Source organism: Rubrilithobacter danxiaensis (assembly GCF_047272945.1).
GTDB classification, from domain to species: Bacteria; Bacteroidota; Bacteroidia; order Sphingobacteriales; family Sphingobacteriaceae; genus Rubrolithibacter; species Rubrolithibacter danxiaensis.
The window spans coordinates 1-1045 of the sequence record NZ_JBKOPS010000038.1; the positions used below are offsets into that span (position 1 = coordinate 1).

Below are 1045 nucleotides of genomic sequence, written 5' to 3' on the forward strand. Positions count from 1 at the left end.
GTCGGAATGTAGGATCAATTTTGAAGAGTTCTTTACATGTGGCAGTGCTTTTTTGAGCATGTCCATTACCCCCTTAAAAATCGGTGTATCAGAGAGTTCATAGCTAATGATTTCCTGATTGAACAGATCAATTATTGGGGAGAGATAAAGTTTCTTTCCTTTGACCTTGAATTCTGTCACATCTGTGGCCCACTTTTGCATCGGGCTGTCAGCCTTAAAGTCCCTATTAAGGATATTAGGGGCAATCTTTCCCAGATTCCCCCGGTACGACCTGTATTTCTTTATCCTGATCAGGCTCTTCAATCCCATTTCTCCCATCAATCTAAAGATTGTCTTGTGGTTAATGACCATTCCATCACGTTTAAGCTGTAGGGTAACACGGCGATAGCCAAACCGTCCTTTATGAGCATGGTACACCTTTTGGATCTGGGCCTTAACCTGTTCATATTTATCTGGCTGTTTCGCCTCCTTCGAATAATAATAAAATGTACTCCTTGCCATTTTCACACAACCTAACAGGATAGCCAGATCAAATTGATGCCTTAGTTCCATTATGGCTTGCGCTTGTTTTCGGCTGGAACTAAGGCTTGGAGCTTTTTTAGCAGAGCATTCTCTGCACGTAGATATTCATTTTCCCGTAGAAGCTCCTCCTCACGAGTGACGGTCTTATTCGATTTTCTAGGCTTGCGCTTGATATTTTGATTCACTTTCTTAGCCATCGGTGGTCTTCCTTTAGGGCGCGGTTCCAGACCTGCTAACCCGAGTTTGTCCAATCCTTTCTGCCATCTGATGATCATGGCATCTGTCGATAGGTCGAAGCGTATGCAGGCTTCTCTTAAAGATAGTTTTTCTTCGCGAATTGCTTTAAGTACCTCCAATTTAAAGGAAGGACTGAAAACCCTCTTCCCTTTTCTGGGCAACAAACCCGCTGCACCTTGACATTCATATACCCTAAACCAATCTTCAAACAGGGAATGGGTAATTCCGTATTCCTTAGACAACGATTTTGCAGAACGGTATTGTTCCGACATTGCCTTTACACAGT

The 1045-nt window shown here is 43.0% G+C and carries 2 protein-coding genes; both read right to left on the reverse strand.

Annotated features, from left to right (window positions below; genetic code table 11):
• Positions 1-552, reverse strand: a 552-nt coding sequence (locus tag ACLCDL_RS17890) for an IS3 family transposase (RefSeq protein ID WP_423149781.1), incomplete at its 3' end; no start/stop codon positions are given.
• Positions 552-1045 (reverse strand): helix-turn-helix domain-containing protein (locus ACLCDL_RS17895; RefSeq protein WP_423149782.1); only part of this gene is annotated, 494 nt, incomplete at its 5' end. The genes ACLCDL_RS17890 and ACLCDL_RS17895, both read right to left, overlap by 1 nt.